The organism is Sphingomonas sp. 35-24ZXX, from assembly GCF_000786215.1.
In the GTDB taxonomy this organism is placed as follows: domain Bacteria; phylum Pseudomonadota; class Alphaproteobacteria; order Sphingomonadales; family Sphingomonadaceae; genus Blastomonas.
On sequence record NZ_JROG01000010.1, the window covers coordinates 24,309 to 42,230 of the forward strand.

Below are 17,922 nucleotides of genomic sequence, written 5' to 3' on the forward strand. Positions count from 1 at the left end.
CCAACGGCGAGAGAGAATCATGGCGTTTTGCAAACCTGCACACCTTGCGCTGACCGCGCTGCTGACGCTGGCTCTGCCCGCGATGGCCGCGTGCGGCGAGGAGGCACCGCAGGCCAGCAAGGCAGAGCCTGCCAAGGCCGCCACGGCCAGTGCCAAGCCTGTCTCGTTCGAGCGTGAAACCAAGGCCTTCAGCTTCAGCTACAGCTATCCGGCCGAGGCCGCCGCCGTGCCTGCGCTCGCCGCGATGCTGGACAAGCAGCGCGCGGCGAGTCTTGCCGAACTGGAGACGGAGACCAAAGAGGCCGAGAAAGATGCGGCGGCCAACGACTATCCGTTCAACCCGCACATGATGGGTGTCACCTGGACCACCACCGGCAATACCGCACCGCTGCTGGCGATGCTGGCCGAGATCAGCACCTTTTCCGGCGGGGCGCATGGCAATACCGGCTATGAGGCGCTGCTCTGGGACAAGGCGGCAACGCGGCGGGTGCCGATCGAGGGTCTGTTCACCGACATCAAGGCCGCGCTGCAGCCGATGCGCGAGCGATACTGCGATGCGCTGAATTCCGAGCGGCTGGAGCGGCGCGGCGAATATGCGGGCGAGGCGGACGACATGTTCAACGCCTGCCCGCCGTTCGATGAACTGGTGATCATTCCGTCTGCCGTCGGCAATACCGGCTTTGACCGGATGATGTTCATCGCAGCGCCCTATGTCGCAGGGCCCTATGTCGAAGGCGTGTACGAAATCAGCCTGCCCGTCACTGCGGCGGCGGTCGCCGGGATCAAGCCCGAATATCGCGCGGCGTTCAGCCCCGCCGCCGAATAAGGACTATTCGGCAGCAATGGCCGCGGGGGCATCCACCTCCGCCTGCGCCTTGCGGAAGGCCAGCACGCCATCGGCGACGGCTTCCTCGCGCAGCACCTTGCGGTCGAACAGATAATCCTGGTTGAGCCGCCAGGGCATGCGATCGCCCTGCTTGGGCAGGATGTGCAGCGCACGCTGGACATAGCCCGAGGAGAAATCGAAGATCTCCTCCTCGTTGACCGGGCCATCGCTGCCCAGGGCAGGCACGGCGATCTCGGTTCCGGTCGCCGCCATGTGGTTGAGCGTGCGGCAGACGAAATCGGCGACGATATCGACCTTGAGCGTCCACGACGCGTTCAGATAGCCGAAGACGATGGCCATGTTGGGCACATCGCTGAACATGCAGCCCTTGTAATAGAAATGCCGGGTGAAATCGACCGGCTGGCCATCGACGGTAAAGTCGACCTTGCCCGCCATCGCGAGCTTGAGCCCTGTCGCGGTGATCACGACCTCTGCGTCGAGATGCTTGCTCGATTTGAGCTGGATGCCGGTGGGGGTGAAGCGGTCGATGTGGTCGGTCACGATATCGGCCTTGCCGTCGCGGATCGCCTTGAACATGTCGCCATCGGGCACCAGGCACAGCCGCTGTTCCCAGGGGCCGTAGGGCGGCTGGAAATCGGGCTCGTGCATCTTGTTGCCCATGATCTTGCGGATCCGCTTGAGCAGATAATCGCCGACCTTCTTGGGGTTCTCTCGCGCGCGCTTGAACGAGATCTGCTGCATCCGCACGTTCTTGAAGCGGATGAAGCGATAGGCCCATTCGTCGGGCATGATGCTGCGCAGCGTATTGGCGAGCCAGTCCTTGGCGGGGCGGCTCCAGTACCAGGTCGGGGTCCGCTGCAGCATGGTGACGTGCTTTGCCCGGTCGGTCATCGACGGCACGATGGTCACCGCCGTCGCGCCCGATCCGATCACGACGACGCGCTTGCCGGTATAGTCGAAGCCCTTGGGCCAGAACTGCGGGTGGATGATCTCGCCGCCAAAGCTGTCACGGCCCTCGAACGCGGGGTCATAGCCCTCGTCATAATCGTAATAGCCGGTGCCCATGAACAGATAGTTGCAGGTCAGATGCTGCACGCTCGGACCTTGATCCCCCTGGCCTTCGACCTCAGCGGCAATCGTCCAGCGCGCCTCGCTGCTCGACCAGCTCGCCGACAGCACCTTGTGGCCCAGGCGGATATGATCGTTGAGCCCGCGCTCGTCCTTGATGCGGCGCAGATAGCTGAGGATCGAGGGACCATCGGCAATCGCCTTCTGCTCGCGCCAGGGTTCGAACTCGAAGCCCAGGGTGTGCATGTCGCTGTCCGAACGGATGCCAGGATACTGGAACAGGTTCCAGGTGCCGCCGATATCGCTGCGCCGCTCAAGGATCGCGAAGCTCCGGTCCGGGCATTTTTCCTTGAGATGCACCGCCATGCCGATGCCGGAAATGCCTGCACCGATGATCAGTACGTCGACATGGGCAGCGGCTTTGAGATCGGACGGCTTTTCATGCTTCATGACGTGGCTCTCCAGTCGCGGACCGCTGGGGCGCGGTTCTGTTCGCTTACTGACACAACCTTGCTGACATCGTTGTGAATTGCAACTGGTATTGGACCGCACCGGCCATATTTTGCGTTCAGGCGAGATGCCATGCGCCATCGATCCGCGCCAGCACACCCGGCTGGTGGCCGTCCCGAAGCGCATCGGGCAGAAGCGCGTCGGGAATGTCCTGATAGGCCACGGGACGCAGGAAGCGGTCGATGGCGAGCGTCCCCACCGATGTCGTGCGGCCATCGGACGTCGCCGGATACGGTCCGCCATGGTTGATCGCATGGGTCACCTCGACACCCGTCGGCCAGCCGTTGGCGAGGATGCGGCCGACCCGGCGTTCGAGCAGGGGCAAAAGCGCGCGAGCATCGACGAGATCCGCCTTGTCCATGTGCAGCGTCGCGGTGAGCTGGCCTTCGAGACCACGCAGCACAGCGAGCAGCTCTTCGCGATCCGCACAGCGCACCACGATCGACGATGCGCCGAACACCTCGTGCTGCAATTCGCTGCGCGCCAGCCAGTCGGCGGCGGTCACGCTGAACAGCGCGGCACGGCCTTCGTGCGGACCGGTGGGGTGGATACCGCGGGCGATGGTCTGCACCTCGGGCGTCGCGGCGAGCGCAGCGCTGCCTTTTTCATAGGCCGAATGGATGCCGGCGGTGAGCATGGTCTGCGGGTTCTGTGCTTCGACCAGGCGGCCTGCCTCGCCGAGGAAGGCATCCAGCCCCGCCCCTTCCAGCGCCAGCACCAACCCAGGATTGGTGCAGAACTGGCCCGATCCCATGGTGAGCGATCCGACAAAGCCGGCCGCCAGCGATTCGCTCCGGGCGGCCAGCGCTGCCGGCAGCAGGATGACCGGGTTGATCGCCGACATTTCGGCATAGACCGGGATCGGCTGCGGGCGGGCGGCGGCGATCTTCATCAGCGCCTCGCCGCCGCTGCGCGATCCGGTAAAGCCCACCGCCTGGATGCGCGGATCGGCGACCAGGGCCGCACCGATCGCGTTGCCCGTGCCGGTCACCAGGCTGAACACTCCTGCGGGCATTCCGGTGTGCGCCGCGGCTCTGGTGATCGCGCCTGCGACCAGTTCGGCGGTGCCGGGGTGCGCAGGGTGACCCTTGACCACGACCGGGCAGCCGGCGGCCAGCGCCGAGGCGGTGTCGCCACCTGCGGTCGAGAAGGCGAGCGGGAAGTTGGACGCGCCGAACACCGCGACCGGGCCCAGCGGGATCATCCGCAGGCGAAGGTCAGGCTTGGGCGGGGTGCGCGCAGGATCGGCATGATCGATGCGCAACTTGAGCCACTGGCCGTCGCGCACTTCGGCGGCGAACAGCCGCAACTGTCCGCAGGTCCGTCCCCGCTCGCCGGTGATGCGCGCCAGTGGCAAGCCCGATTCGGCACAGGCGCGGGTCAGCAATGCGTCGCCCAGCGCCTCGATCTCGGACGCGATCGTTTCGAGGAACGCCGCGCGGCGCTCCAGCGGAAGATCGGCATAGGAAATGGCTGCGTTTTCGGCTGCGGCGCAGGCATCGGCAACGTCCTGATCGGTCGCGCTGAAAAAGCCGATACCCTCGATGCTTGCACCCCTCGCGGGGTCATAGGCGTGGAAGGTCTCGCCCGTCCCGCGCCGCTCGCCGGCAATGAAGAACTCGCCGGTCAACGTCACTGTGGTCGCATTCACTGGGTCAGATCTTCCTGTTCGATGGTCATGTAGCCCGGCGGCAGTTCGCGCTCGGCCTTGGAACGCGCCACCATGGCGCGGATATCGGCGCGCAACGCCTTGCCTTCGTAGAAGATGCCGTCCTTCACCGTCCAGGCGATGCCGCCCACGCGCTGTGCCTTGCCGGTCGCATCGTCGAGCTTCAGCGTGCCAGTAGCGAAAAGCAGCTTCAGATTGGCAATGGGGTTGCCCTTCACGATCACGAGGTCCGCCTTCTTGCCGGGCTCGATCGTGCCGATATCGGCGTCATGCCCCAGCAGCCGTGCACCCTGCTGGGTGGCAGAGTTGATCACCTCGAGCGGGCTGAACCCGGCCTCGCGCAGCAGTTCCATCTCCTGGACATAGCCAAAGCCATAAGTGTTGTAGATATAGCCCGCGTCCGACCCGACCGTGACGCGTCCGCCGCGGTTCTTGTACTCGTTCACGAACGTCATCCACAGACGGTAGTTTTCCTTCCAGTCCATCTCGCGCTCGGTGGTCCAGTCGAACCAGTACGACCCGTGGTTGATCCGGCTGGGGCGGTACCAGTCCCACAGCGCGGGCATGGTGTATTCATTGTGCCAGGTCGCCCGGCTCATCCGCATCAGGTCGCGGCTGGCGAGATAGGCGGTGAACGTGGGGTCGAGCGTGAAGCCGCGTTCGAGCAGCGTCTCCATCACCTCGTTCCATTTGTCGGATCCCGGCTTGGCGGTCTGCTTCCACAGCCGCCCCGCCTCGCCGAAGCGCATCTGCTCGTCGGTGTTGATGAAGTCGGTTGGCCAGTCCTGCAGCTTCTGGTCGGTGAACATCGCCTCGGGCAGGCCGTACCAATGCTCCATCGATTCGAGGCCCGCGCCGCTGGTGCGCAGGACATTGGCATAAGCGACGACGCCCTGGGCGTGATGCATCGTCGAATGCATGCCCAGCTTCTTGGTTTCCTCGATCGCCGCGATCAGCGCAGGCTCGCTGCCGCCGATGAACTTGATACCGTCCGCGCCGCGCCTCTTGGCATCGCGGATCGCCAGCCGGCCCTGCTCGGCGGTGCGGATCGGCAGGCCGATCTGCTGGAACATCGGATAGACATCGAGCCGGGGTCCGACGATCTCGTTGCGTGCTAGCCGGCCCTTGATCGCCACCTGCTGCTCGATCGACATTTCCGACGATCCAACATTGCGCGCGGTGGTGATGCCATGCGCCAGCCACAGCTTGAGCACATAATCGGAAGGAACGCCCTGCCCGTCGCTCAAGGTATGGAGATGGACATGCGCATCGACGAAACCGGGCAGGACATAATGGCCCGCCAGGTCATATTCCTTGTCTCCGCGCGGGGGCCGCCGCGACTCCTCGATCGCACCGGGCGATCCGATCGCCGCGATCTGGACGATGCGGTCGTTCTCGATGACGATGTCCACCGGGCCCTGCGCCGGCGCGCCAGTGCCATCGACATAGATCGCGTTGCGCAAGACGGTGCGGGGCCAGGGCCCTTCGCCCAAGGTGCGCGCCGGAATCGGGTCGGCCACCTCGCGGGGCTGCGCCACCCCCAGTGACTGCGCCGAGCTCGTGCCCACCAGTGCCAGCATGGCGAATGTCGTGAAAATTGTGCGCGTTATCCGCATGTCCCCAGACCCCTGTTCTGTCTGCACCCGACGATATCCGGCATTTGGCAAAGCGCCAGCAGCAAATGCCGGATATCGATGCAGGCCCTAGAATTTCACCCGTGCGCCGATGAAGAAGCGACGGCCGATGACATCATACAGCGAGGGGTCGGTATTGGCATCGCCCGACAGCGCGGTCCCCAGGATCGGCGGCTGGTTGTCGAACAGGTTGTCGATCCCGCCGAACAGGTCGAACTTGCCCAGCTCGATGTTGGTCGACAGGTCGAAATACCATTGCGGCGAGGCCTTCTGCACCGCGGCGACAAAGCCCGGATACAGCTTGAATTCGCCGATCATGCGGCCCTGCGCGCGCAAGGTCACCGGGCCGCTGGCATAGGTGGTCGAAAGGTTGAGCTTGAAATCGGGCACGCCGAAGGTGCCAGTGCCGATGCAGCCGTTGCCGAACCGGCCCGCGCAGTCGATCGGGGCGGCATTGGCAATCACCTGCAGCGATCGCTCGAACATCCAGCTCGCCACCGCCGACAGTTGCAGCGTCGCGCTGTCCCCGGTCAGCGACAGGCCATCGACCGGGAGGCTGTAATCGATCTGGGCGTCGATGCCCTCGACCTTGAGCGAGCCGATGTTGTTGAGCTGGGTCGAGACGAAATCGATCTGGCCATTGGGCTGGCGGATGATCGACTGGCAGGTCGGGCCATTGGCCGCCAGCGTGGTGAAGCAATCCGCCAGCGTCTGGTTGGCATTGATCGAGCTGATCGCGCCATCGACCGAGATCTTGAAATAGTCGACGGTGATGTTCAGCCGGCTGAGGAACGGCGGAGAAATGACCGCGCCCACGGTGAAGGTCTTCGACTTTTCCTCACGCAGATTGGGGTTGCCGCCCGACCGGACGGTGACGCCAAGCGCGGCCTGGGTAAAGGTGTCGATGTCGCCTGCGGCAATGCCCTGGGTAACGCACAGCGCCTTTTGTGCCGCGCTGGGCCGGGCCGATGTCGTGCACGGATCGGTCCCCGAGCTGAAGCCGAGGGTGATCGGCGAGCGCAGTTCGTTGAGCGTGGGCGCACGGATGGCACGGTTGTACGCACTGCGGAAGCGCATCCAGTCGAACGGCGCATATTCGCCGCCCACCTTCCAGGTGAACACGCCGCCGACAGTGCCGTTGTCGCCGCCATAATCCGAATAGCGCGCCGCCCCTTCGATCGCGACGGTCTCCAGCAACGGCCTATCCGAGAAGATCGGGATGCGGATCTCGCCGAAGACTTCCTTCACGTCGAACTCGCCGCGCAGGCGGCTCTGCGATCCGGGGCCGTATTCGCCCGCCAGATCCTGCGGGCTGGGCTCGAAGCGATAGCGGTCCTTGCGATATTCGACACCCAGTGCCACCGCGACATCGCCGCCCGGCAGGGTGATCGGCGTTCCCGACAGTGAGGCACCGATGACCTGGCGTTCGAATTCGTCATCGGACACGCGCGGCGGGGTGAGGAAGGTGCCGGCTTCCGGCGTGATCGTGTTGAAGCCGAAGATATTGGTCGGCACGCAACCGCGCGACGGATCGACGCACACCACCTGGCCCGCAGCATTGACCGTGGTGTTGAGACCCTGCGACAGGCGCGACAGCGAAATCAGCCCCTCGCCGCGCGTGTCGGTGCGGTTGCGCTGATACTGGTAGAAGGTTTCCCACGAGAACGGCTTGTCGCCGACGTCAAACGATCCGCGCACGCCGCCCGTCAGGTTGAACGAGTTGCGCTCGAAAAAGCTGTCACGGGTGCCGAGTTCATCGGCGCGGCGCGCCGCCCCGACGATCGCGGCGGTGCCATCACCATCGGGATCAAACAGCGCGCGGTTGTTGATGAAGAACTGCCGGACCGCGGGCAGCAGGATCGGATTGGTCGCATAGTTCTGCAGCAGCAGCGTCGACGATGCCGCGCCCGGGGTCAGCGGAACGAAGCTTTCCGGCGCGAGCGACTGGACGTTGCGGACGTTGACATAAAAGGCCTCGGCGAACGCCTCGACATTGGGCGCGAGCTCATAACGCGCCAGCATCGACCCCTGGAAGCGCTCGAGCGGGCGCAGCAGATAATTGAACGGCGCATAGTTATAGGCGTTTTCCGGCGTGCAATAGGGGCTGGGCGTGCCGTTCTCGCGGAACTGGATGCTGGTGAGCGCGGTGCACGCCCCTGCCGGGGTGAGGTTGACGCCGACCAGTCGCGCGCGCTGCGTTGCCGACAAGGCGATGCGCGTTCCCGGCACGTTGCCCGAACCACCGGGGACGAGCTGGCCGTTGACGGTATCGAGCGGAATCTGCGCAAAGCCCCGGTTCGACTGGAACACCGGATCGCGCCGGGTGTAGGAGCCGGAGAAGACGACATTGCCCCGCCCCTCGTCGAGATTGGCACCAAAGGTCGCATCGACCTTGTGGCTGAAGCCATCGTCGCGGAAGGTCTGGCCGTAGAGATAGCTCAGTTCCAGGCCCTGGAAGTCGCGCTTGAGGATGAAGTTGACCGCGCCTGCGATCGCATCCGATCCGTAGACTGCCGATGCGCCGCCGGTGATGATCTCGACTCGCTCGACCAGCGCGTCGGGGATGGTCGAAAGATCGACCTGACCATCGGAGTTGGCGGGAATGAAGCGGCGGCCGTTGGTGAGGACCAGGGTCCGCGTCGCGCCCAAGGCGCGCAGGTTGGCTGTGAGAACACCCGACCCACCGCCATTGTTGACGCTCGAGCTGTTACCTGCCGCCAGTTGCGGAAATTCGTTGAGCGTGTTTTCAATGGTAACGTTGCCGGACAGCCTGATGTCGGCTTCCGACACCACCGTCGTCGGGCTGGGCGCCTGCAGGTCGCTGCGCAACAGGCGCGAGCCGGTGACGACGATGGGCTGTTCTGCGGCTTCTTCGGCGTCCGGTGCGGGCTGCACCTCCTGCGCCAGAAGCGTGCCGGGAATGCAGGCAAGGCTGGTGCCCAGCAACGCGGTGCGAAGAGACCGGAAAAGGGGACTGCGACGATCGATCATTGACTATGCTCCCTGAAATGCCGGCCCTTGGGGTCCGTGCGCGCTTTTGGTTGAAACGGCTCCTGCTTGTCTTTTTTGGTATACGAAATAATGTATACGGGATTCGATTCGTGTCAACCGGCGCTTCGACAGGGAGCATTTTTGATGAAACCGACCCCCCATGCCGCGTGCCCGTCCAACGGCTCTGACGCCTCGTCGCCGCAGACCAGCGCATGCGGATTGTCGCTTTGAACCGGCGGCTTTTCCTTCAGATCGCAGGGGTGGGAACGGCCAGCGCGGTGGCACTGCCTGCCGCGGCCCAGGGTCAGACTGCCGCCCCCCGGCAATTCGCGAGCGATTCCGCAACGACGGGCTTTGTCCGCGTGGCCCGCTTCGACGATGGCGGCACAGGCTGGACCGTATGGGAAGACCGCCGCTCGCCCGAAGGCGCGATCCGCTTTGTATCCGCGACCGGTGAGGCGATCACCCTGGCCAAGCGGCTGGAGGCCGCCTATGCCGATGACGGCCCGGCCTATCTGGGCATGGACCTTGCCACGATCGCCATGGCCGATGCCGATCTGCTGGCAGAAGCGCTGCTCGCGAAGGGCGATCCGGACCCTGAACAGGTGCGCCGCGCCGCGCCGCCGCTGGCGAGTGCGCTCAAGATGGACGAGTTCGGCACGCGGATGCCGTGGACCGGCTTTGTCGGCACCCGGCAGGCGGGCGATACCATGCCGATCTTCCCCAACGGCCGCAGCCGCACCTATCGCCCCGAGCACGATTTTCCGCCGCTGACTGGCGACAGGCTGGCCCCGCGGCGCAAGGAGGGCATGCTCGGCGGATGGCTGCCCGCCATCCACAAGGTCATCGAGCGCCCCGAAGGCGGGCATTACGACCTGCTGTGCTTTGCCGATGTCGATTATCAGGGCCGCTTCTATGTCCATACCTGGCACCGGACCCAGCAGATCGAGAACGGGCGGATCGTCAAGGAGACGTTCGGCGACAGCCATGCCGATTTCGCCCCGCGCCGCGTCGATCCTGCCGCCGACGCCTATTATCGCGCGCTGCTGCGCTTTGCCCGCTACTGGGCGGCAGAGCTCGACGACCTGGTGCCTGTCACCCTGCCCGACCCGAGCTGGGGCGACATGGTCGCGCATGCCTTTGCCAAGGAGATCATCGTGCGGCCCGGCGGGGTCTATCCCAAATATGGCGTGGTGGATCGCGACTATTACGGCAGCGAATATGACGGGTTTCAGGACACCTTCACCTCGTCGCTCTCGGCCAATCTGGAATGGGGCAGGTTCGCGCAGGCGCGCGCCGTGCTCGACCAGTTTTTCGACGAGTTCGTGGCGAACGATGGCATGGTCGACATGCGCGGGCCGCAGGTCGGGCAGTTCGGCCTGACCTTGAGCCTGGTCGCGCGCTACCTGCATCTGACAGGTGATGAGGCGACGGTCCGCCGCCACGCGCCCAAGTTGCGCGAGACCGCAGCCCTGCTGGCAGAATTGCACGACATCGCGCTGAAGCTTCCCGCGAGCGACCCAGAGCACGGCCTGATCGCCGGCTGGAACGAGAGCGACGCCTGTCTGTTTCCCGACCCTTCGCTGTGGTGGAAGCCCTATTATGCCAATTCCGCCTTTGCGGTGCGCGGCTGGCGCGATCTGGCGGAGATCGCCGATCGCATCGGCGCGGGCGACCCTGCCGCGCTCTCCGCACGCGCCGACCGGCTCAACCAGCGGCTGATCGAAAGCCTGCGCGCCAATATCCGCCGCGATCTTTCACCGCCCTATGTCGGACCGCTGCCGGGCCGGAAGGACACCTTTCGCGAGGCGCTCGCCAAGGGGCAGAGCGAACAGGGCTGGCCGCACCGCGTCTATGCCGAGCTGCTCCATGCCGATGTTCTGCCAGCAGACCTTGCCCATCTGGTGATCGATTGCCTCAAGGGCCATGGCGGCACCACCCTGGGCGTTGTCGCCAACATCACCCGAGCGCGGCCCGGCGGGCGCGATATCCTGGGGTTCATATCCTATGGCTATGCGATGCAGCTGCTGCGGCTCGACCGGATCAGCGAGTATCTGCTGTTCCTCTACAGCCATCGCTATCACAACCACACACCGGGCGGCTGGGTCGCGGGCGAGGTGTCAGGCATCACCGGGATGATGCCGATCTTCTGCATTCCCGCGCAGTTGACCATCCCCAAGCTGGTGCGCTGGATGCTGGTGTTCGAGGATGGCGACGGCCTGCACCTGCTGCGCGCCACACCGCGCGACTGGCTGACATCGGGCAAGCCGGTGGCGATCATCGGCGCACCCACGCGCTGGGGCAAGGTGGATGTGCGGATGACGGGGGGATCGGGCCTCATCGAGGGCGAGGTCGTGCTGCACAATGCGGCGGCCCCCGCCACCTGGCTGACATTGCGCCTGCCCAAGGGCGCAAAGCTCACCGAGGTGACAGCGAATGGCGCACCGCTGAAAGTCGAGGGCGAAAAAGTCCGCCTGCTCAGGGCATCGGGCCGGATGACGATCGCCGCGCGCTACACCGGGTAACGCACGTCCCGCCTCCGCTGGGCCCGGCTATCGGGCGCTGCGGAGGCCAGGATGCGGTGTCAGGCGGTCTCGCTGCGCGCGAGGCTGCGCGAACGGCTGTAGAGGAAGTAGAAGGCGAGCCCCGCCACGTTCCACAGCGCGAACCGCACCAGCGTCTGCGACGGCAGGCTGATCAGCAGATACAGGCAGCCCAGGATCGCCAGCGTGCCGACCAGATAGGGCTGTGGGCATTTGAACACGCGCTTGAGTTCGGGCGCGCGCTTGCGCAGCACCATCAGACAGCCTCCGACGGCGATGAACGCCAGCAGCGTCCCGGCATTGGCGAGCTCGGCAATCTCGTCGAGGCGGAAGAAGCCCGCGACGGCGGCGACGAACACCCCGGTGATGCCCGTCACCAGCACCGGCGCGCCGGTCTTGGGCGACACGCGCGAAAGCACCGGCGGCAGCAGGCCATCACGCGCCATCACGAAGAAGATCCGGCTCTGCCCGTACATCATCACGAGGATCACCGACGGCAGCGCGATCAGCGCCGCGAGCGCGACCAGATAGGACGCGGTCGGGTGGCCCAATGTGCGCAGCACCAGCGCCAGCGGCTCGGGCGAATTACCCAAAGTCAGATACGACATCGCGCCGATCGCCGAGAGCGCCACCGCCATGTAGATCAGGGTGCACACCGCCATCGACCCGATGATGCCGATGGTGAGATCACGCCCCGGATTGCGCGCTTCCTCGGCTGAGGTCGCCACCGCGTCGAAGCCGTAGAACGCGAAGAACACGATCGCCGCTGCCGCCATCACGCCGCGCGTCGAGCCGTCCTGCACCGTGCTGCCAAAGCCATAGGGCATGAACGGGGTGAGGTTGTCTGCATCGAATGCGGGCACGGCCAGCGCGATGAACGCGGTCAGCGCCGCGAGCTTGATGATGACGAGGATGATGTTGAGCGTGGCGCTTTCGCGCGTGCCCGCCATCAGCATGCCGGCAATCGCCAGCGACACGACGACAGCGGGCAGGTTGATGATGCCGCCGGCGTGCGGTCCGGCGAGCAGCATTTCGGGCAGGGCCACCCCTGCCGATTGCAGCCAGCCGACCAGATAGCCCGACCAGCCGACCGCGACGGTCGAACAGGCCAGCGAATATTCGAGAATGAGGCTCCACCCCACCACCCAGGCCAGGGTCTCGCCCACGACGGAATAGGTATAAGTATAGGCCGATCCCGCCGTCGGGATCATCGTCGCCAGCTCGGCATAGGCCAGCGCTGCACAGGCGCACACCGCGCCGGCAATGGCGAATGCCAGGATCACCGCCGGTCCGGCGCGCTCCGCTCCGACACCGGTCAGCGTGTAGATGCCAGTCCCGACGATTGCCCCGACGCCCAGCGCAATCAGGTGCGGCCATGACAGTGTCGGCTTCAGCCTGCTGCCCGCAGGCGCGTCAGCCGCCTGAACGATCGGCTTGATCGGCCCCCAAATCCCCATGTGCGCGTCCCTTTTTTTGTGCAGCCGGTTGTCGTGTCGCTGCTGCTGATCCGGTCCTGATCCGCCGACGGCGATTCAGTAGGTCTTCTCGTCGGTCTTCAACTGCAGCCGAAGATCATCGAGCGTCTTGCCGATATGAACCACGGTCAGCGCGGCAATCTTGCGTTCGTCGCGCGCCATCCAGACCTCCAGCATCTCGCGATGCTCCTCGTTGGCGCGCTCGTCGCGGCCCAAGGGCTCCAGATGCTTGCGGACATAGCGTTCGGACAGCACGTGCAGCCGTTCCAGGATGGTGAAGGTCACCGGCTGGTTGGCCGGGCGCAGCAGGGCGAGGTGAAAGCCGCGGTTGAACGCGCCGACGCCTTCGCCCAGCGAATCGGTCATGGTGTCGATCTTGTCGAGAAATTCGCAGGCCCGCGCCTGATCCACCGCGGTTGCGGTGCGCGCCGCCAGCGCGATCATCTCGGGCTCCAGCTTCAGCCGCAGCGCATAGACCTCTTCGGCCTCGGCAGCGCTCAGCGGGCGGACGGTAAAACCGCGGTTGGCCTGCGAGACCAGCAGCCCTTCCTGCTCCAGCCGAGCCAAAGCCTCGCGCAACGGGATCTTGCTGACCCCCAGTTCGGACGCCAGCGCATCCTGCCGGATCGGTCGGTCGGGGGCCACGACACCTGTGAGAATTCGGTCCCGAACCACATCGACCAGCTGTTCGGCAAGATTGCGCACGATGATACTCATGCCGCCCTCATATCACAGAGAAGCCTTCCCAAAAGGGGTCTTTGTGATCGATCCAGATCGTGTTGAAGCCGGTGCTGATCGCCGAGCCCTGGATCGAAGGGATAATCGCCTTGTGTCCGCCCAGCAGGACCGCCTCTTCCACCCGGCCGGTGAAGCGGCTGCCGATGTAGCTTTCATGCACGAAACTGTCGCCGACCCTCAGCCTGCCCTGGTGCGCCAGATGCGCCAGCCGCGCCGAGGTGCCGGTACCGCAGGGCGAGCGATCGATCGCGCGTTCGCCATAGAACACCGCGTTGCGGCCATCGGCACCGTCGCCGCGCGGACCATCCGCCCACAGGACGTGCGTCACGCCGCGGATGCGGTCGTCCAGCGGATGCACCGGCTCGATCGTCTCGCGCAGGATCGCGCGGATTTGCCGCGAAAGCTCGACCAGTCGCGCCGCGCCCAGCGCATCGAGCCCGGGATAGCCGGGCTGCGGTTCGATGATCGCGTAGAAATTGCCGCCATACGCGATGTCGATGCTGAGCGGACCCAGGCCCGGAACGTCGATCGTCACGCCCTCTGCCGCGACAAAGGCGGGGACGTTGCGAATCCGCACCGATGTCACTCGGTCGCCATCGCGGATATATTCGATGGCAATGTCACCTGCGGGCACCTCGACCTTCAACTGGCCGGGGACCTGCGGCTTGATGAGACCATGTTCCAGCCCGAACGTGATCATGCCGATCGTGCCATGACCGCACATCGGCAGGCAGCCCGATGTTTCGATGAACAGGATGCCGATGTCGTTTTCCGACCGGGTCGGGGGATAGAGGAACCCGCCCGACATCATGTCGTGCCCGCGCGGCTCGAAGCACAGCCCGGTGCGGATCCAGTCGAACCGCTCGATAAAGTCCATCCGCCGTTCGGCCATCGAATGGCCGCGCACCAGCGGCGCACCGCCGACCACCAGGCGGACAGGATTGCCCGCCGTATGGCCGTCGATGCAGAAGAATGTGTGCCGCACTATGAAGATCGCCCCCCGTTAGTCCGCCAGCGGCCGGGTGGCGGCGCACTGTTCGACCCAGGCGGTCACCTGGGCACGGCGCGCTCCGCTCAGCGGCATGCGTGGCATGCGCACCCGTTCGGACCCCCGGCCCATGATCTGTTCGGCCAGCTTGATCGACTGGACGAGGTCGTGTTCCGCATCCAGATGCAGCAGCGGCATGAACCAGCGGTAGATGCGCAGGGCTTCGGCATAATCGCCGCGCCGCTGTGCCGCGAGCAATGCCACCGATTCACGCGGGAACGCGCTGGTCAGTCCCGAAACCCAGCCCGATGCTCCCAGCATCAGCCCTTCGAGCGCGACGTCGTCCAGGCCCGCCATCAGCGTGTAGCGATCGCCAAAGCGGTTATACAGGTCGGTGAATCGGCGCGGATCGGGCGCGCTTTCCTTGACGGCGACGATGTTGGGAACATCCTCCAGCCTGGCGAGCGTGTCGAAATCGACATTGACGCGATAGGCGGGCGGGTTGTTGTAGAGCATGATCGGCAGGCTGGTCGCCTCTGCCACGGTGCGGAAATGCGTGTACAGCTCTTCAACGGTGGGGACATAGACCATGGCAGGCAGCAGCATCAGCGCATCAATGCCGATGGCTTCGGCCTGGCGAGCATATTCCACGGCGCGCTTGGTGGTGAATTCGGATACGCCGGCAACCAGCGGCACGCGATTGCCCACGGCCTCGACCGCACCCTGGAGCACGGCAAGCTTTTCGTCCGCCTCGAGCGAGTTGTTCTCGCCGCAGGTTCCCAGGATGATCAGGCCGTCGACGCCATCGTCCACCAGGGCGGTCTGCACCTGCTGGGTCGCGTCATGATCGATGTCCAGGCTTTCGGTGAACTGGGTCGTGGCGGCGGGGTAAACACCCTGCCAGAGCGTCTTGGTATTCGGTGTGGTCACGCAGAAATCTCCGGTTGCGATCCAAATCGTATACAGTATATGATTGCATCCGCAAGATGAAAAACGATCAAGTCCTTTCCGGAAAGACCGCCCTGGTGATCGGCGGCGGCCTTGTGGGGCTGAGCGCTGCCGTGCGTCTTCAGAAAATTGGCATTGCTGTGACATTATTTGAGCCGCAGGAAAAGCCGAAAGGCGCATCCTGGGGCAACGCCGGGCATCTGGCGATCGAACAGGTGCAGCCGCTGGCATCGCCGGCAACCATCCGCGGCGCCTATGCCAAGCTGTTTCCGCGCGGCGCGCTGGCACTGCCGGCAGCGCAGATCGCGACCTGGGGCCCCTTTGCCTGGCGGATGCTAGGCGCCAGCACGCCTGCGCGCTTTGCAGCCGGAACCCATGCGCTTTCGGCGCTGCTGGCAGAGGCCATGCCCGCGTGGCGCAGATTGTGCGAGCAGGCGGGGACCACCCACCTACTGCGCGAGGACGGGCATTTTGTCGCATGGGAAAGCGAGGCGAGTGCCGCAAAGGGGCGGGCCCACTGGCGGACGACCGATATCGGTACCGCCACGGTGCGCGACGCCACGCCGGGCGAGCTTGCCGCCATTGGGCAGCTGGCCCCCCGCGCCAAAATCGCAGGCGCGATCCGCTTTGGTGGTTCGGGTCAGATCACGGACCTCGGTGCACTTGCCGAAGCCTTGCGCGCGCTGCTGGTCGCCAGCGGCGGCATCATTCGCCACGCAGCAGCCGAAGGCATTTATCTGTCCGGCCAGACAGCACAGGTCCGCGCCGATGGCGTGCTGCACGATGCCGACCATATCGTGCTGTGCGCAGGGGCCGCCTCGGCTGATCTGCTGCGACCGATGGGCGCGCGCATTCCGCTGATCGCCGAGCGCGGCTATCATATCCAGTCGGCGGCGAGCTGCTGGCCGCACGACATGCCGCCGGTGGCGTTCGAGGACCGGTCGATGATCGTCACCCGCTTTGCCGGCGGACTGCGTGCGGCCAGCTTCGTCGAATTTTCCGCGCGCGATGCTGCGCCCGACCCGGCCAAATGGGACCGCCTGCGCCATCATGTCGCAGAGCTTGGCCTGCCGTTCGATCTGCCCGGCGAACCCTGGATCGGCGCGCGCCCGACATTGCCCGATTATCTGCCGGCGATCGGCCGCAGCCGCCGCGCGCCCAACCTGCTTTATGCCTTTGGCCACCAGCATCTGGGCTTGACGCTGGCCGCTGCAACCGGTGAGGCTGTGGCAGCACTGGCTGCCGGCAGCCCGCCCGCGATCAACCTTGCGCCGTTCGACCCGGCCCGATTTGGAGACATGACATGAGCGGCATTGGCGGATCCAGCCCAGCCGAGCAGCTGGCAGCGATCACCCCCTGGGACCGGATCGCAGCGCCTATCAGCCTCGACGAGCGGCTGGCGCGGATCGAAAAAGCGCGCAAGCTCACCCGCGACAGCGGCGCGGATGCGCTGATCATCGGCGCGGGCACAAGCCTGCGCTATTTTGCCGGTGTCCCCTGGGGCGGGACCGAGCGGCTGGTTGCCATGCTGATCCCGGTGACCGGCGATCCGCTGATCATCGCACCCTATTTCGAGCTCGGCTCGCTGTCGGCAGAAATGCAGATCACCGCGGAATTCCGACTTTGGCAGGAGGACGAATCGCCCACCGCCTTGGTCGCCGATGCGTGCCGGGCCTGGGGCGTGGGCACGCTGGCGATCGATCCCGCGCTGCCCTTCCTGTTCGTCGATCGCATCGCCAAGAGCGCGCCCGGGCTCAGCCTGATCAGCGGCGCGGCGGCGGTGGATGGATGCCGGATGCACAAATCGCCTGCCGAGATCGCCTTGATGCAGCAGGCCAAGTCGATGACGCTGGAGGTGCATCGCCGCGCCGCGCTGACGCTGCGCGAGGGCATCTGTGCGAGCGAGGTGATCCGCTTCATCGACCAGGCCCATCGTGCGATCGGTGGGGCGGGCAGCACCTTCTGCATGGTCCAGTTCGGCCACGGCACCGCCTTTCCGCACGGCGTCCCCGGCGATCCGGAGCTGCGCGAGGGCGACATGGTGCTGATCGACACCGGCACCACCGTGCAGGGCTATCATTCGGACATCACCCGCAGCTACGTCTTCGGGCAGGCGAATGACGAGCAGCGCCGCATCTGGGACCTCGAAAAGGCAGCGCAGGCCGCCGCCTTTGCCGCCGCCCGGCCCGGCGCGCCGTGCGAAAGTGTCGATCAGGCCGCGCGCGATGTGCTGGAAGCCGCAGGCCTCGGCCCCGATTACGCGCTGCCCGGCCTGCCCCATCGTACCGGCCACGGCATCGGCCTGTCGATCCACGAACCCGCCTATCTGGTGCGCGGCGACACGACTCCGCTTGGCACCGGCATGTGCTTTTCCAACGAACCGATGATCGTCATCCCCGACCGCTTCGGCATCCGGCTGGAGGATCATTTCTACATGGCCGAAGATGGCCCGCGCTGGTTCACCGAGCCGCAGGTGGCGATCGACGCACCGTTCGGGTAAGACGGCGCGGC

General features: G+C 65.5%; 12 protein-coding genes. 4 read left to right on the top strand and 8 right to left on the bottom strand.

The features are described from left to right. Window positions 1–19: 19 nt before the first annotated feature. The gene (locus LI72_RS17460; RefSeq protein WP_052130178.1) at window positions 20–826 is read left to right on the top strand and encodes a DUF4163 domain-containing protein; all 807 of its coding nucleotides are present in this window, start codon (window positions 20–22) and stop codon (window positions 824–826) included. 3 nt (window positions 827–829) lie between these two features. Here the strand turns inward: LI72_RS17460 and LI72_RS17465 are convergent, their stop codons facing one another. From LI72_RS17465 to LI72_RS17480, 4 genes are all read right to left on the bottom strand, one after another. Beyond that, window positions 830–2,365 carry a flavin-containing monooxygenase gene (locus tag LI72_RS17465; RefSeq protein WP_033927254.1) on the bottom strand — a complete coding sequence of 512 codons (1,536 nt, stop codon included), beginning with the start codon at window positions 2,363–2,365 and terminating at the stop codon, window positions 830–832. A gap of 118 nt (window positions 2,366–2,483) precedes the next feature. Then, on the bottom strand, window positions 2,484–4,076 hold the full coding sequence (locus LI72_RS17470; protein ID WP_443018132.1) for an aldehyde dehydrogenase (NADP(+)): 1,593 nt from the start codon (window positions 4,074–4,076) through the stop codon (window positions 2,484–2,486). Further along, window positions 4,073–5,674, bottom strand: a complete 1,602-nt coding sequence (locus tag LI72_RS17475; RefSeq protein WP_231562521.1) for an amidohydrolase family protein — start codon at window positions 5,672–5,674, stop codon at window positions 4,073–4,075. Before LI72_RS17475 ends, LI72_RS17470 begins: the two co-directional genes overlap by 4 nt. A 123-nt stretch (window positions 5,675–5,797) precedes the next feature. Beyond that, window positions 5,798–8,719, bottom strand: a complete 2,922-nt coding sequence (locus tag LI72_RS17480) for a TonB-dependent receptor domain-containing protein (RefSeq protein ID WP_033927256.1) — start codon at window positions 8,717–8,719, stop codon at window positions 5,798–5,800. Window positions 8,720–8,997: 278 nt separating this feature from the next. Between LI72_RS17480 and LI72_RS17485 the strand changes: the two genes are divergently transcribed. Next, window positions 8,998–11,244 (top strand): hypothetical protein, encoded by a 2,247-nt coding sequence (locus LI72_RS17485; protein WP_197051959.1) that lies wholly within the window; start codon window positions 8,998–9,000, stop codon window positions 11,242–11,244. 59 nt (window positions 11,245–11,303) lie between these two features. Here the strand turns inward: LI72_RS17485 and LI72_RS17490 are convergent, their stop codons facing one another. From LI72_RS17490 to LI72_RS17505, 4 genes are all read right to left on the bottom strand, one after another. Then, complete coding sequence (locus LI72_RS17490) at window positions 11,304–12,719, bottom strand: amino acid permease (RefSeq protein ID WP_033927258.1); 1,416 nt, start codon at window positions 12,717–12,719, stop codon at window positions 11,304–11,306. A gap of 75 nt (window positions 12,720–12,794) precedes the next feature. Further along, window positions 12,795–13,454, bottom strand: a complete 660-nt coding sequence (locus tag LI72_RS17495) for a GntR family transcriptional regulator (RefSeq protein WP_033927259.1) — start codon at window positions 13,452–13,454, stop codon at window positions 12,795–12,797. 7 nt (window positions 13,455–13,461) lie between these two features. Beyond that, window positions 13,462–14,460 carry a 4-hydroxyproline epimerase gene (locus LI72_RS17500; RefSeq protein WP_033927260.1) on the bottom strand — a complete coding sequence of 333 codons (999 nt, stop codon included), beginning with the start codon at window positions 14,458–14,460 and terminating at the stop codon, window positions 13,462–13,464. Between the two features lie 18 nt (window positions 14,461–14,478). After that, complete coding sequence (locus LI72_RS17505) at window positions 14,479–15,393, bottom strand: dihydrodipicolinate synthase family protein (protein ID WP_033927261.1); 915 nt, start codon at window positions 15,391–15,393, stop codon at window positions 14,479–14,481. A gap of 56 nt (window positions 15,394–15,449) precedes the next feature. Between LI72_RS17505 and LI72_RS17510 the strand changes: the two genes are divergently transcribed. Both LI72_RS17510 and LI72_RS17515 read left to right on the top strand, forming a co-directional pair. Continuing rightward, window positions 15,450–16,718 carry an NAD(P)/FAD-dependent oxidoreductase gene (locus LI72_RS17510; protein ID WP_033927262.1) on the top strand — a complete coding sequence of 423 codons (1,269 nt, stop codon included), beginning with the start codon at window positions 15,450–15,452 and terminating at the stop codon, window positions 16,716–16,718. Beyond that, window positions 16,715–17,911, top strand: coding sequence for a M24 family metallopeptidase (locus tag LI72_RS17515; RefSeq protein ID WP_033927263.1), 1,197 nt, complete (start codon window positions 16,715–16,717; stop codon window positions 17,909–17,911). Before LI72_RS17510 ends, LI72_RS17515 begins: the two co-directional genes overlap by 4 nt. Window positions 17,912–17,922 lie beyond the last annotated feature (11 nt).

What these genes read in the sequence shown, in the direction of transcription:
- LI72_RS17475 (WP_231562521.1), bottom strand. Translation starts at nt 5,674, where the DNA reads ATGCTGGCACTGGTGGGCACGAGCTCGGCGCAGTCACTGGGGGTGGCG.
- LI72_RS17460 (WP_052130178.1), top strand. Translation starts at nt 20, where the DNA reads ATGGCGTTTTGCAAACCTGCACACCTTGCGCTGACCGCGCTGCTGACG.
- LI72_RS17510 (WP_033927262.1), top strand. Translation starts at nt 15,450, where the DNA reads ATGAAAAACGATCAAGTCCTTTCCGGAAAGACCGCCCTGGTGATCGGC.
- LI72_RS17515 (WP_033927263.1), top strand. Translation starts at nt 16,715, where the DNA reads ATGAGCGGCATTGGCGGATCCAGCCCAGCCGAGCAGCTGGCAGCGATC.
- LI72_RS17465 (WP_033927254.1), bottom strand. Translation starts at nt 2,365, where the DNA reads ATGAAGCATGAAAAGCCGTCCGATCTCAAAGCCGCTGCCCATGTCGAC.
- LI72_RS17480 (WP_033927256.1), bottom strand. Translation starts at nt 8,719, where the DNA reads ATGATCGATCGTCGCAGTCCCCTTTTCCGGTCTCTTCGCACCGCGTTG.
- LI72_RS17495 (WP_033927259.1), bottom strand. Translation starts at nt 13,454, where the DNA reads ATGAGTATCATCGTGCGCAATCTTGCCGAACAGCTGGTCGATGTGGTT.
- LI72_RS17490 (WP_033927258.1), bottom strand. Translation starts at nt 12,719, where the DNA reads ATGGGGATTTGGGGGCCGATCAAGCCGATCGTTCAGGCGGCTGACGCG.